10 protein-coding genes and 1 pseudogene are annotated in these 11,940 nt (G+C 63.2%); 7 read left to right on the plus strand and 4 right to left on the minus strand.

Going from position 1 to position 11,940, the window contains the following annotated elements; all coding sequences use genetic code 11:
- The first annotated feature begins 14 nt into the window (after positions 1 to 14).
- Together HGO40_RS24750 and HGO40_RS24755 are read left to right on the plus strand one after the other, a co-directional pair.
- Positions 15 to 1,190: an aspartate aminotransferase family protein gene (locus HGO40_RS24750; RefSeq protein ID WP_250965159.1), complete on the plus strand. Its 1,176-nt coding sequence runs from the start codon at positions 15 to 17 to the stop codon at positions 1,188 to 1,190.
- Positions 1,191 to 1,342: 152 nt separating this feature from the next.
- Positions 1,343 to 2,077: a YiaD family glycine zipper/OmpA-like lipoprotein gene (locus HGO40_RS24755; RefSeq protein ID WP_250965160.1), complete on the plus strand. Its 735-nt coding sequence runs from the start codon at positions 1,343 to 1,345 to the stop codon at positions 2,075 to 2,077.
- Between the two features lie 248 nt (positions 2,078 to 2,325).
- Here the strand turns inward: HGO40_RS24755 and ehuA are convergent.
- From ehuA to ehuB, 4 genes and pseudogenes are all read right to left on the minus strand, one after another.
- Positions 2,326 to 3,192 (minus strand): annotated as a pseudogene (gene ehuA / locus HGO40_RS24760) (ectoine/hydroxyectoine ABC transporter ATP-binding protein EhuA); the annotation flags it as partial.
- Positions 3,192 to 3,848 (minus strand): ectoine/hydroxyectoine ABC transporter permease subunit EhuD, encoded by a 657-nt coding sequence (gene ehuD / locus HGO40_RS24765; RefSeq protein ID WP_250965161.1) that lies wholly within the window; start codon positions 3,846 to 3,848, stop codon positions 3,192 to 3,194. The gene ehuD and the pseudogene ehuA, both read right to left, overlap by 1 nt.
- Positions 3,845 to 4,504, minus strand: coding sequence for an ectoine/hydroxyectoine ABC transporter permease subunit EhuC (gene ehuC / locus HGO40_RS24770; RefSeq protein ID WP_250965162.1), 660 nt, complete (start codon positions 4,502 to 4,504; stop codon positions 3,845 to 3,847). The genes ehuD and ehuC overlap by 4 nt, the downstream gene beginning before the upstream one ends.
- A gap of 72 nt (positions 4,505 to 4,576) precedes the next feature.
- Positions 4,577 to 5,434 carry an ectoine/hydroxyectoine ABC transporter substrate-binding protein EhuB gene (ehuB, locus tag HGO40_RS24775; RefSeq protein ID WP_250965163.1) on the minus strand — a complete coding sequence of 286 codons (858 nt, stop codon included), beginning with the start codon at positions 5,432 to 5,434 and terminating at the stop codon, positions 4,577 to 4,579.
- Positions 5,435 to 5,724: 290 nt separating this feature from the next.
- Between ehuB and ehuR the strand changes: the two genes are divergently transcribed.
- The 5 genes from ehuR to doeB all read left to right on the plus strand — a co-directional run bounded on the left by ehuR (position 5,725) and on the right by doeB (position 11,644).
- Positions 5,725 to 7,119: a MocR-like ectoine utilization transcription factor EhuR gene (ehuR, locus tag HGO40_RS24780; RefSeq protein WP_250965164.1), complete on the plus strand. Its 1,395-nt coding sequence runs from the start codon at positions 5,725 to 5,727 to the stop codon at positions 7,117 to 7,119.
- Between the two features lie 303 nt (positions 7,120 to 7,422).
- Complete coding sequence (gene eutB, locus HGO40_RS24785; protein ID WP_250965165.1) at positions 7,423 to 8,394, plus strand: hydroxyectoine utilization dehydratase EutB; 972 nt, start codon at positions 7,423 to 7,425, stop codon at positions 8,392 to 8,394.
- A gap of 22 nt (positions 8,395 to 8,416) precedes the next feature.
- Positions 8,417 to 9,409 carry a cyclodeaminase gene (locus HGO40_RS24790; RefSeq protein ID WP_250965166.1) on the plus strand — a complete coding sequence of 331 codons (993 nt, stop codon included), beginning with the start codon at positions 8,417 to 8,419 and terminating at the stop codon, positions 9,407 to 9,409.
- Positions 9,410 to 9,448: 39 nt separating this feature from the next.
- Positions 9,449 to 10,639, plus strand: a complete 1,191-nt coding sequence (doeA, locus tag HGO40_RS24795) for an ectoine hydrolase DoeA (RefSeq protein ID WP_250965167.1) — start codon at positions 9,449 to 9,451, stop codon at positions 10,637 to 10,639.
- Positions 10,640 to 10,642: 3 nt separating this feature from the next.
- Positions 10,643 to 11,644, plus strand: a complete 1,002-nt coding sequence (gene doeB / locus HGO40_RS24800) for a N(2)-acetyl-L-2,4-diaminobutanoate deacetylase DoeB (RefSeq protein WP_250965168.1) — start codon at positions 10,643 to 10,645, stop codon at positions 11,642 to 11,644.
- The last annotated feature ends 296 nt before the right edge of the window (positions 11,645 to 11,940 follow it).

Genomic DNA, 11,940 nt, shown 5'->3' on the forward strand with positions numbered 1-11,940 from the left:
TGGAGCTTGATGCCATGACCGCTGCCTGCCTGATGACCACTTACCACCCCCTGGCGCTGAGTTTCACCCGCGGCTTGGGGACGCGCCTGTGGGACCAGGACGGCCGCGAATACCTCGATGCGGTGGCGGGGGTGGCGGTGACCAATGTCGGCCATTCCCACCCGCGGCTGGTGGCCGCCATCAGTGAGCAGGCCGGCCTGCTATTGCACACCTCCAACCTGTACAGCATCGATTGGCAGCAGCGTCTGGCGCAAAAGCTCACCCGGCTGTCCGGCCTGGAGCGAGCTTTTTTCAACAACTCGGGCGCCGAGGCCAACGAAACCGCGCTGAAACTGGCGCGCCTCTATGGCTGGCACAAGGGCATCGAGCAGCCGTTGGTGGTGGTCATGGACAACGCGTTCCATGGGCGCACCTTGGGCACTATGTCCGCCAGTGATGGTCCGTCCGTGCGGCTGGGCTACAACCGCTTGCCGGGGGATTTCATCAAGGTGCCGTTCGGTGATCTTGCGGCGCTGGAACAGATTCAACAGGCCCATGGCGAGCGCATCGTCGCGGTGCTGGTGGAGCCGATCCAGGGCGAAAGCGGTGTGCAACTCGCCCCGCCGGGTTACCTCAAGGCCTTGCGGCAGCTGTGCAGTCGGCGCGCCTGGCTGTTGATGCTCGACGAGATCCAGACCGGCATCGGTCGTACCGGCCAATGGTTCGCGTTCCAGCACGAGGGCATCGTGCCGGACGTCATGACCCTGGCCAAAGGCCTGGGCAACGGCGTGCCCATCGGTGCCTGCCTGGCACGGGGCAAGGCCGCCGAGCTGTTTACCCCGGGCAGCCATGGCAGCACGTTCGGTGGCAATCCATTGGCCTGTCGGGTCGGCTGCACGGTGCTGGACATCATCGAGGAACAAGCCCTGGTGGATAACGCCAGGCAGCAGGGCGAACAATTGCTGGGTCGGCTGCGGGCCGAACTGGCGGACACCCCGAACGTATTGGCGATTCGCGGCCAAGGCTTGATGATCGGCATCGAACTCAAGCAACCGGTCCGCGACCTGACCCTTCGTGCTGCCCAGGACCACGGCCTGCTGATCAATGTCACCCGGGGCCAGACCATTCGCCTGCTGCCGCCGCTGACGATCGATGGGCGCGAAGTGGAGATGATTGTCAGGGGCGTGAGCCGCTGTCTGGCGCAGGGTTGAGGGTACTTCGCCCGGACGACGGATTTTGTCCGGCAGCCGGGCGAAGCGCGACGCAGCGGGACGGAATTTTTAACGGTTGTCGCGTTCCAACGCCTGCCAGAGTCGATTGCCTACACTTTGGCAACCAGACTGAAAATCCCAGGAGCATCTTCATGTTCACCTCGCGTCGCTTGATTGTTGTCGCTACTGCTGTGGCCTTGTTGTCCGGCTGTGCGTCGCCCAACCCCTATGACAACCAGGGCCAGGCCTCTACCGAATCGTCGGGCATGAGCAAAACCGCCAAGTACGGCGGCCTCGGGGCACTGGCGGGGGCGCTGGCCGGTGCGGCCATTGGTCACGATAACCGTGGCAAGGGCGCCTTGATCGGCGCGGCGGTGGTGGGGGCTTCCGCGGCCGGCTACGGCTACTACGCCGACCAGCAGGAAAAGAAACTGCGCGCGAGCATGGCCAATACCGGTGTTGAAGTGCAGCGCCAGGGCGACCAGATCAAGCTGATCATGCCGGGCAACATCACCTTCGCTACCGATTCGGCGAACATCGCGTCCAGTTTCTACCAGCCGCTGAACAACCTGGCCAACTCCCTCAAGGAATTCAGCCAGAACCAGATCGAAATCGTCGGTTACACCGACAGCACCGGCAGCCGCCAGCACAACATGGACCTGTCCCAGCGCCGCGCCCAGAGCGTGGCGCCCTACCTGACGTCCCAGGGCGTGAGCGGTGCCAACCTGTCAGCCCGTGGCGCCGGCCCGGACAACCCGGTGGCGAGCAACGCCGACGTCAATGGCCGCGCGCAGAACCGTCGGGTCGAGGTTAATCTCAAGGCCATTCCTGGGCAGCAGTACCAGGCGCCGCAGCAGCAGGGCCAGACTTACCAGCAGTATCCTTGATCGCTGGGCGGTAAATGAAAGGGGGACCCCGGAAATGGGTCCCCCTTTTTTTGCGACTAGCGTTTGGGCTTTTGTGGCGAGGGAGCTTGCTCCCGCTGGGCTGCGAAGCAGTCCTGAGAGCATTCGCCTTGATTCTCCTGACACACCGCGTTCGCTGATTTGGGCCTGCTGCGCCCGAAGCGTCGGACCGGTCCAGCGGGAGCAAGCTCCCTCGCCACGGAGGTGTTCACTTGAGTAATTAGGGGGCAATTCGCCTCTTTCACCGCACTCAAGAACGCACACGTACGCTCCTGCTGCGGATTCTCGAAAATCTGCGCAGGCGTGCCTTGTTCATGGATCTGCCCCTTGTAGAAGAAGCACACCCGATCAGCGAACTCTCGCGCAAACCCCATCTGGTGGGTCACCATCAGCATGGTCAGGTTGTGTTCGGCCCCCAGTTTGCGGATCACATTCAGCACCTCGCCGCACACCTCCGGAGCCAGCGCCGAAGTCACCTCGTCAACCAACATCACCTTGGGCCGCATCGCCAACGCCCGGGCAATCGCCACCCGCTGCTGCTGGCCGCCGGACAGTTGCGATGGGTAATGGTCGAGCTTGTTGCCCAGCCCCACCAGTTCCAGCAGGTCGGCGGCGCGATCCCGGGCTTCCTTCGGGTTCATGCCCAGCACCTGCACCGGCGCCTCGATCACGTTCTGCAGCGCGGTCATGTGGGGGAACAGATTGAAGCTCTGGAACACCATGCCGATCTTGCCGCGCACCCGGCGGATGTGCCGGTCGTTGGCCGGCACCAGTACGCCGTTGCGGTTGGGCATGTGGGTCAGCGAGTCGTCCTCGACGCGGATCTGGCCCTGGTCGATGCCTTCCAGGGTCATCAGCACCCGCAGCAGCGTGGACTTGCCCGAACCGCTGGGGCCGATGATCGCGACTTTTTCACCGGGCGCGACATCCAGGTTCAGATGGTCGAGTACCGTGAAGCTGCCGTAGCTTTTGGTCACGTCCTGGAAACTCACAATCGGCCGGGACGGTGTCGGAATTTGCATGGCCGGGGCCTCCTGCTGTGACGCCAGCGTGCTGCGCCGGGACAAATCGGTGGGCGTGGACAGGGGTAAAGTCATTAGCGTAGCTCCATGCGCGTTTCAAGGCGCCGTACCAGATAAGCCAAGGCGAGGCTCAGGGCGAGGAAGAACAGGCCGACCAGGGTGATGGGTTCCAGGTAACGGAAATGCTCGGAACCGATGTTCTTGGCCTGCTGCATGATTTCCACCACGGTGATCGCCGACAGCACCGGCGTGTCCTTGAGCATTGCCACCAGGTAGTTGCCCAGGGGCGGCACGATCGGTCGCAGCGCCTGGGGCAGGATGATGTTGCGGTAGGCGTCGTACGGCGCGATGTTCAACGCCGTCACCGCTTCCCACTGCGCCCGTGGCACCGCGTCGAGGCCACTGCGATAGACCTCGGCGATGTAGCAGGCATAGTGCAGGCCGATGCCGAGGATGCCGACTTGCATGGCCGTCAGGCTCAAGCCGTAGTTGGGCAGCACGTAGTAGAGGAAATACACCTGGATCAGCAACGGCGTGCTGCGGATGAACTCGATCACCGCCGTGGCCGGCCACGACAGCCAGAACTTGCGACTGCGCCGGCCAATCGCCAGGAACAGCCCCAGCACGATCGCGATCAGGAAACCGATCAGGGTAATGCCCACGGTATTGAGGGAGGCGCGCAGCAGGTCCGGGAGGATCAGTGCGGCGTAGGACCAGTCGAACAGCGTCATGACAGACCTCCACGCATCCGGCCCCGGCTCAGCCGTCGCTCGACGTTGCGCATACCGAAGTTGATGGCTTGGGCGAGAATGAAATACAGCACCAGCGCCAGGCTGAAGACCTCCAGGGTCTGGAACGTCGCCTGATCCAACTGGCGCGCCCGGAAGCTCAGGTCGGACAAGGTGATCAGCGACACCAGCGAGGTGTTCTTCAGCAACTCGATCAACAGGTTGGTGCCCGGTGGAATCGCCGCCAGCAATGCCTGGGGCAAGATGATTCGCTTGAAGCGGGTGAAGCCGCTGAAATTCAACGCTGTGCAGGCTTCGTATTGGCCCTTGGCGACCGAGCTGATGGCGCCGCGCATCACTTCGGCCCCGTAGGCGCCGATGTGCAGGCCCAGGCCGACGATGGCCACGGCGTAGGGGCTCAGCTCCACATTGAAGGGCGGCAGCGGCAGCACGAAGAACAGCCAGAACAATTGCACCAGCAACGAAGTGCCACGAAACACTTCGATGTAGGTGATGGAAAACCAGCGCAACGCGCGCCACGGCGACAGCCGTCCGAGGGCCGCGAGGACCGCCGCGACAATCGCCAGCAGCGAGCCGAAGAACGTCACCTGGAGCGTACCCCAGGCCCCTTGAATCAATAACGGAAGTAATTCGCCCATGGTTCAACCCGATATCCGATGAAACAGGGAACAGGCATCACGCCTGCGCGTCATGCCCGTTTCGGCGTGCCATTAGGGCTGAGCGCAAAGCTCGGCCGCGGTCTTGCTGGTGACGTTGGATTTGTCGAAACCGAATGGCGCGACGGCCTTGAGGTGTTCCTCCGAACCCAGCCACGTCTTCAGCTCGGCATTGACCGCGTCGCGCAGGTCTTTGTCCTCGGGGCGGAAGGCCAAGGCGCCGTAGCCGATGTGGGACGGGTCGTCCTTGAATTCGGTCATCGCCTCGACTTTGTCGCCACCCTTGCTGGCCAGGCCCTTCATGGTCAGTTGGGTGCCGACGGCCGCGTCGGCGCGACCGGCGCGCACGGCTTGCAATTGCGCGGTGGTGTCGGGGACCTGGAGGATCTGATCGTCCTTGCCCCCGGAGTCGCGGGCATAGGCCAGGTTCACCGTGCCGGCCATGATGGCCAGCTTCACGTCCGGTTGCTTGGCGATGTCTTCATAGCTGTGGAGTTTTTTCGGGTTGCCCTTGGCCACGAGCACCGCGTCGGGCAATTGATACTGCGGATCGGTGAACAACACTTGCTTGCAGCGCGACGGGGTGATGTACATGCCGGCGGCAATTACATCGAAGCGACCCGCGCGCAGGCCAGGGATCAGCGAGCCCCATTCGGTGAGCACGCCATTGACCTGCTTGATGCCCATCCTGGCGAAAATGATCTTGGCGATCTCCGGCGACTCACCGGTGACGGTGCCGTCGGTTTCGGTGAAGGCGAATGGGGTCTCGTTGGCGTAGCCGATCCGGATGCTGCTGTTGCTTTTGACGGTATCCAAGGTGGCCGCTTGAACGCTGCCGGCCAGGCCCAGTGCGGCACAGGTCAACAAGAGCCGACGCAAGGGCGCATGGGTGCTGGGAAGAAAATTGCTCATCGATAAAATCTCCTGTTTCTTGTGGATCCGTCGTTTGACGGCTCTGTGGTAGGAGGCAGTGTGACAAGAGCAAAGCGTACAGCGGCGGATCCGGGCGTGGCCTGGAATCGGGAACGGCGCCGGTACAGGTCGATCCGGCTTTTTGTCGGGGCGATAAGCCCGCCTGGGTGACGACCTTGGACCGAGCATACAAAAGCCCCGGCATTGATTGTATTGCACTAGGACAATTGCTTTGCCGCGAGGGCCGCGCAATGCTGTGCGCACCCCTACACACGCCGGTTGCAGTTGTCATGGATAAGTGGAAGTCAGCCTTGGACCTCGCCCGCAGCGGTGAGTCCAAATACAAGATCCTGGTGCAGGCCATTGCCGACGATATCGAACAGGGCGCCTTGGCCAACGACCAGCGCCTGCCGCCGCAGCGGCAGGTGGCCGACGCCATGGGCATCAGCGTGCAGACCGTCACCAACGCCTACAAGGAGTTGGAGCGCCAAGGGCTGGTCCGTTGCGAAGTAGGGCGCGGCAGTTTTGTTTCGCGGCGCATGAGCGACCGGGTCGCCACCTACATACTCGACAGCCCCGAGCGGGCGCTGGTGGATTTTTCCATCACTCGCATCCTCCACACCCGCGAGCATGACCAGGCCTGGCGGGATACCTGCGCGGCGTTGAGCACTGAAGAGGATCAGCCGTGGATTCACGCGTTTCGGCCCATCGCCGGTTTCGAATCCCATCGCGAAGCGGCGACGCAGTGGATTGGCCGGCAAGGGCTGAAAGTCGACCGTAACGATGTGCTGATCACCAACGGCGCGGCCCATGGGATTTTCCTGGCGCTCGCTTCCCTGGCGGGCCCCGACGATGTGGTGCTCTGCGAAGGTTTGACCGACCACGGCGTGATCGGCAATTCCCAGGTGTTGGGCTTCACCCTCAAGGGCCTGGAGATGGATCGCCATGGCATCGACCCCGAACATTTCGAAGACATGTGCAGCAACGAGCGCATCACGGCGCTGGTGTGCACACCGAACCTGAACAACCCCACCACCAGCCTGATGCCCGACGCCCGGCGCCGGGAAATCGCCGAGATCGCCCGGCGCTTCGGTGTGCACGTTATCGAGGATGATGTGTACGGTCCGCTGCTGGACGAACGCCGCGCGCCGCCCATCAGTCATTACCTGCCGGAACTGTCGTTCTACTGCACGAGCATGACCAAGTCGGTGCTCACGGGGTTGCGCATCGGCTACCTGGTGGTGCCCAAGCGCTTGGCGTTGCGTACCGAGAGCATTCTGCGGGTCAACAGCTGGATGGCCACGCCGATGGTCTCGGAGATCGCCACCCGCTGGATCCGCGATGGCCGCGCCGAGTCGCTGGTGCAGTTGCAGCGCCAACTGTTGGCTGGGCGCCAGGCGATGGTCACCGAATACATGGGCGAGCATGTGTTGGCCCAGCATCCTCATGCCTTGAACGCCTGGATCGGCATCCCGCCTCACTGGGAAGTGGACAGCCTGGTGCGGGCGCTGCGCCACAAGCACATCGCGGTCACTTCCCCCGACCCGTTCACCGTACGCGGCACTCCTCGACCGCGCGCGGTGCGAGTGTGTGTCGGCGCCGAATGCAGCGATGAAGAAATGCGCCATGCGCTGATCGGCATGCGCGAGATCTTCAACCAGTATCCGCAGATTCATGATTTTTGATAGGCAAGCAGTGGGCTTTCTCCAAAGTTGCATGTGCCTTTGTGGCGAGGGAGCTTGCTCCCGCTCGGCTGCGAAGCAGTCGTAAAAACAGTTAACTGTCTGCAGATACATCTGGTTGAATGGATTTGGGGCTGCTGCGCAGCCCAGCGGGAGCAAGCTCCCTCGCCACAGGGATAGGTGGGTCATGCTGAATTTGTCGATCTTTCAGCCGACACTGAATGCAAAGTAAATTGCCCTAGTACATTCATCACCACAATCCAGCCCTCTTAGACTGCGCCCAACACATCCGCTCGGGACGCAGTCATGACAGGGTTGCAGCTTCAGGACATTTACCTCGCCCGCCAGCGCATAGAGTCGCAGGTCAGGCGCACGCCCATGGAGCATTCCCCGAGCCTGACTCGGTTGATGGGCGTGCCGGTGTATCTCAAGCTGGAGTCCCTGCAAATCACCGGCAGCTTCAAGCTGCGCGGGGCGAGCAATGCCGTCGCGCAACTCAGTTCGGAGCAGAAGGCCCAGGGCGTGGTCACCGCGTCGACCGGTAATCATGGCCGGGCGCTCGCTCACGCGGCCTCGCAGCAGGGCGTCCGGGCGATTGTCTGCCTGTCGAACCTGGTACCGGCCAACAAGGTACAGGCGATTCGCGATTTGGGCGCCGAGGTGTGCATCGTCGGCCAGTCCCAGGACGACGCCCAACGCGAAGCCGAGCGCATCGCCCGAGAGCAGGGCGCAACCTTCCTGCCGCCCTTTGATCACCCGGCGATCATCGCCGGCCAGGGCACCCTCGGCCTGGAGATCCTCGAGCAGCAGCCGGACGTGGCCCAGGTCCTGGTGCCGTTATCCGGTGGCGGTCTGTTCGCCGGTGTCGCCCTGTCCCTCAAAAGTGCCAATCCCGCGATCCAGGTCCACGGCATCAGCATGGCCCGAGGCGCGGCGATGCACGCCAGCCTAGCCGCCGGACAACCGGTGGACATCGAAGAATTGCCGACCCTGGCCGACTCCCTCGGTGGCGGCATCGGCCTGGACAACCGCTACACCTTCGTCATGACGCGGCAACTGCGTGATGACTTGCACCTGCTCTCGGAAGCCTCCATCGCCAACGCCGTCCGCCACGCCTATCACCACGAACGCCTGGTGCTCGAAGGCGCCGCCGTGGTGGGCATCGCGGCGCTGCTCGACGGCCTGGTCGAGCCGCGCGGCCCCATCGTTCTGGTGGTCAGCGGGCGCAACGTCGACACCGAACAACATGCCCGCGTGATCGCTGGCGCCAATGCCTGATAACCGTTAACGGAGCCCTGCCATGAGTGAAGTCACCCTATTGAGCGAGGCTGACCTGCGCAGTTGCGTGGCCCTCGACCTGGCCAGCATCGACGCCATCGAGCAGGCTTTCGTGCTGTTGGCCACCGCCGCCGTGGCGATGCCGCCGATCCTGCGATTGGACATCCCCGAGCACAACGGCGAAGTGGATGTGAAGACCGCTTACCTGCCGGGCCTGGAACGCTTCGCCATCAAGGTCAGCCCGGGTTTTTTCGATAACCCCAAGCTTGGCCTGCCCAGCCTTAACGGCATGATGATGCTGCTCTCGGCACGCACCGGTTTGCTGGAGGCGCTGTTGCTGGACAACGGTTACCTCACCGCCGTGCGCACCGCCGCCGCCGGTGCCGTGGCGGCGCGGTGCCTGTCTCGCGAGGACAGTCGCAGCGTCGCGCTGATCGGTGCCGGCGAACAGGCGGCGTTGCAGCTTCAGGCGCTGCGCCTGGTGCGGCCCTTCGACGAGGTGCGGGTCTGGGCGCGTGATGTACAAAAGGCCCAGGCGTTCAGCGCCGGGCTCGCTCGCGACACAGGGCTCGCCGTCACGCCATGCGTCTCCATTGATGCTGCCCTGGAGGCCGTGGACATCGCCATCACCTGCACCCCCAGTCGCGAACCGTTGATCCAAGCTCGCCATCTGCATCCCGGCCTGCACATCACGGCGATGGGTTCGGACGCGGAGCACAAGAACGAAATTTCCCCGCAAGCCCTGGCGGCCATCGATTGCTATGTCGCCGATCGCCTGAGCCAGACCCGCGTACTCGGCGAACTGCACCACGCCCTGGCGGCCGGCACCGTACACGATGACCTGGCGCTTCTGGAGTTGGGACGAGTATTGGCAGGGCAACGGCAGGGGCGCTCCGATGCGGCGCAAGTGACGCTTTGCGACCTGACCGGCACCGGCGCCCAGGACACCGCCATCGCCAACCTGGCGTTCGAGCGGGCAAGGGCGGCGGGCAAGGGCTTTGCGTTCGGTCGCTAGATCATTTTCTTCATGAGTAATTGAACAGAGGGCAGGTGGATGTCAGAGATCGTCGTCAATCTTCCGTTTAAACGGGAGGAATACGCCCAGCGCCTGGCGAAGGTTCGCGCGGCCATGCAGGCCCAGGGCCTGGAGCTGCTGCTGGTCACCGATCCGTCGAACATGGCTTGGCTCACCGGCTATGACGGTTGGTCGTTCTATGTGCACCAGTGCGTGCTGCTGGCGCTGGAGGGCGAGCCCGTGTGGTTCGGTCGCGGCCAGGATGCCAACGGTGCCAAGCGCACGGTGTTCATGCAGGCCGACAACATCGTCGGCTACCCGGACATCTACGTGCAGTCCCGCGAGCGCCATCCCATGGACTACCTGTCCCGGGAGGTGATCATCGCCCGTGGCTGGGGCGCGCTGAGCATTGGCGTGGAGATGGACAACTATTACTTCAGCGCCGCCGCGTACCTGTCGCTGCAAAAGCACTTGCCCGAGGCGACGCTGGTAGACGCGGTGGGCCTGGTGAACTGGCAGCGGGCCGTGAAGTCGCCCCAGGAAATCGCCTACATGCGCATCGCCGCGCGCATCGGCGAGAACATGCACAGCCGGATCCTCGAACGCATCGAACCGGGCATGCGCAAGAACGAACTGGTGGCCGAGATCTACAGCAGCGGCATCCTCGGTGCCGATGGCCATGGCGGCGACTACCCGGCCATCGGGCCGCTGTTGCCCACCGGGGCCGATGCCAGCGCGCCGCACCTGACCTGGGACGATTCGCCGTTCGAACAAGGCGCCGGCACCTTCTTCGAGATCGCCGGTTGCTACAAGCGTTACCACTGCCCGCTGTCGCGGACGATTTACCTGGGCAAGCCGCCCCGACATTTCCTCGACGGTGAAAAAGCCGTGGTCGAGGGCATCGCCGCCGGCCTGGACGCGGCCAAGCCGGGCAACACCACCGGCGACATTGCCGTGGCGTTTTTCAAGGTGCTGGAGAAGTTCGGCATCCACAAGGACAGCCGTTGCGGCTACCCCATCGGCATCAGTTATCCGCCTGATTGGGGCGAGCGCACCATGAGCCTGCGCCCTGGCGACAACAGCGTGTTGCAACCGGGCATGACCTTCCACTTCATGCCGGGGCTGTGGATGGACGATTGGGGCTTGGATATCACCGAGAGCATTTTGATCACCGAAAACGGCGTCGAGACGCTGTGCAACGTGCCTCGTCAACTGTTTGTGAAGGATTGAGCCATGCCTGACGTGCCCAACAATCCCATCAGCGCCACGGTCGACTTCAGCCGCGAGGGCGTGCAGCACGGCTTTCTCAAGCTGCCGTATTCGCGGGACGATTCGGCCTGGGGCGCAGTGATGATCCCCATCACCGTCATCCAGCGCGGCAGCGGCCCGACGGCGCTGCTCAGCGGTGGCAACCACGGTGATGAATACGAAGGCCCGGTGGCCTTGAGCAAACTGGCCCAGCAGTTGACCGCCGAGGACGTCAGCGGGCGAGTGATCATCGTGCCGTTCATGAATACCCCGGCGTTCCATGGCGGGCGCCGCACTTCACCCATCGACAAGGGCAACCTGAACCGCAGTTTTCCCGGCCGGCCGGACGGCTCCGTTACCGAGAAAATCGCCGACTATTTCAATCGCACGTTGTTGCCGTTGGCAGACATTGTCCTGGACATTCACTCCGGTGGCCGGACCCTGGATTTCCTGCCGTTCGCCGCCTGCCACGTCTTGCCGGACAAACAGCAACAGGCCCGCTGCGAGGCCGGGATGCTGGCGTTCAACGCGCCATATTGCATGCGCATGTTGGAGCTGGACGCCGGGGCGATGTACGACACGGCGGCCGAATCCCAGGGCAAGGTGTTCGTCACCACCGAACTGGGCGGCGGCGGTTCGTCGACTGCCCGCAGCGTGGCGATTGCCGAGCGTGGGGTGCGCAACCTGCTGATCCACGCCGGCATCCTAAGGGGCACGATCGAGTTGCAGCCGTCGTTGGTGCTCGACATGCCGGATGCCAGTTGTTTCATCGCCAGCGAACACAACGGCTTGCTGGAGATGTGTCGTGATCTTGGTGAAAACGTCACCCGGGGTGAGGTGGTGGCGCGTATCCATGACACCACCCGCAGCGGCGTCGCCCCGGTCGAATACCGCGCCGCCCGCAGCGGCCTCCTAGCGGCCCGGCACTTTCCCGGGCTGGTGCAGTGTGGCGATACGTTGGTGGTGATTGCGGATGTGTTGGCGTAATGCACCCCAACTGACACACCACCCTGTGGGAGCGAGCTTGCCCGCGATAGCGGTGTGTCTGAAACGGTAATGTTGAATTTGGTGGCCTCATCGCGAGCAAGCTCGCTCCCACAGGGGTTTACGGTGATTGCAGGTTGGTGATCCGCCACAGATAAATGTGGGAGCGGGCTTGCTCGCGAAGGCGGTGTGACATGCAACGGATATGTTGAATTTGATGGCTGAGGTGGTCAACTTTTTCCGGACACCTCAATCGGTGTTTTCAGGCTGTTTGCCGCTCGTACTGATTGGGCGGCAAA

It is taken from the genome of Pseudomonas sp. CG7 (assembly GCF_023701885.1).
Lineage (GTDB): Bacteria > Pseudomonadota > Gammaproteobacteria > Pseudomonadales > Pseudomonadaceae > Aquipseudomonas > Aquipseudomonas zanjanensis.

Bases quoted from the DNA above. Each gene is read 5' to 3' on its own strand.
- ehuC (WP_250965162.1), bottom strand. From the start codon at position 4,504: ATGGGCGAATTACTTCCGTTATTGATTCAAGGGGCCTGGGGTACGCTC.
- HGO40_RS24750 (WP_250965159.1), top strand. From the start codon at position 15: ATGACCGCTGCCTGCCTGATGACCACTTACCACCCCCTGGCGCTGAGT.
- HGO40_RS24755 (WP_250965160.1), top strand. From the start codon at position 1,343: ATGTTCACCTCGCGTCGCTTGATTGTTGTCGCTACTGCTGTGGCCTTG.
- ehuD (WP_250965161.1), bottom strand. From the start codon at position 3,848: ATGACGCTGTTCGACTGGTCCTACGCCGCACTGATCCTCCCGGACCTG.
- ehuB (WP_250965163.1), bottom strand. From the start codon at position 5,434: ATGAGCAATTTTCTTCCCAGCACCCATGCGCCCTTGCGTCGGCTCTTG.
- eutB (WP_250965165.1), top strand. From the start codon at position 7,423: ATGACAGGGTTGCAGCTTCAGGACATTTACCTCGCCCGCCAGCGCATA.
- ehuR (WP_250965164.1), top strand. From the start codon at position 5,725: ATGGATAAGTGGAAGTCAGCCTTGGACCTCGCCCGCAGCGGTGAGTCC.
- doeA (WP_250965167.1), top strand. From the start codon at position 9,449: ATGTCAGAGATCGTCGTCAATCTTCCGTTTAAACGGGAGGAATACGCC.
- doeB (WP_250965168.1), top strand. From the start codon at position 10,643: ATGCCTGACGTGCCCAACAATCCCATCAGCGCCACGGTCGACTTCAGC.
- HGO40_RS24790 (WP_250965166.1), top strand. From the start codon at position 8,417: ATGAGTGAAGTCACCCTATTGAGCGAGGCTGACCTGCGCAGTTGCGTG.